Here is a 1,105-nt window from a genome sequence, read left to right on the forward strand (position 1 = left end):
GCGTCCAAGTCCTCGGACCAACCGGGCGATCCTTGATTTGCGAGCACCCCAACTGCTTCCAGCGCGAGGCGCGGGTTGGACCCCCACCTGGCCAATGCGTCGGTTCCTCGACCGGAGACCGCGGCGGCGTGCAGGAGCCGGGAGAGAACAGAGGAGGAAACCTGCGCCCATTCCTGGTTAGTCTTCGATGCGCCGAGCGCGGTTCCGGCGACGATCGCCTGAGCTCGCTGGTCGGCGACGAGCGGGTCCTCACAGCCAGTGACGGGTGAGATCCGCAACGCGGATCGGACGCCGGAAAGTTCCTGAGGGTCGAACACGGTCACCTCTCCGACCCGGGCGCGCTCCCGCATCGTTGCGGAGAGGTTGTCATTGCGGGTGGAGGTGGTGATCAGTGGTCCGTCCCAGTCAAGGATGGCGTTGATGATGAACCGGTACCCCTTGCCGGAACGGGGCGCGCCCTCGACCACGATGGAGTCCTCGATGGACACGTAGACGTCCTGGCCGTGGGCTTGGCCGACTTTCCATCCGACTGCCGACGGCGTCGGATTAGTCAGGGACGGGCGGAGGGTCTTCGCACGGCGGAGGGCGGTGCGAGCGGCGGTGTGCTTGCGGACCTCGCCGGGCTTAGCCAGCCCGTCCCGGCCGCGGAGCTCGCGGATGAAGTGCCGGTCGGATTGGCGGTAGCGGAGCCACCAGATGGCTACGGCGGTGACGGTTCCTAGGATCAGCAGGAGCGCCAGAGCGTCGAGCACACGAATCAGGGCGACGGGTGCCACGCAGGTTGACGGGTACGCGAAACCGGCAAGGCTTCCAGTGAGGGCGAGTTGGAGGCCGGCGAAGACGCTCGACGGTTGACCTCCCGTGCCGCAGACGGCCGAGATCGTTCCGGCTGCGATTCCCGTTGCGAGTGCGCCGGCGACGACAAGGCCGAAGATCGTATAGAGGGCGATGTGTGTCCAGGACGTGCCGTGAGTTCTCATGCTCGTTCGCCTCCGAGGGAGTCGGTGCGGAAGATGCCGAGTTCGTAGTCGGTGCATATGTTGCGGACTTTCGCCACCCGGTCCTGGCCGATCTGCCAGAGCCCCTGCCCTTTGTGGAGTTTGCC

At 66.2% G+C, this 1,105-nt stretch carries 1 protein-coding gene; it reads right to left on the bottom strand.

From position 1 onward, the window contains the following. On the bottom strand, positions 1-980 hold a 980-nt coding region (locus tag AC1ROC_RS20150), incomplete at its 3' end, for a type IV secretory system conjugative DNA transfer family protein (RefSeq protein ID WP_493001961.1). Between the last annotated feature and the right edge of the window lie 125 nt (positions 981-1,105).

The organism is Leifsonia sp. GW821-FHT13C05 (assembly GCF_058806515.1).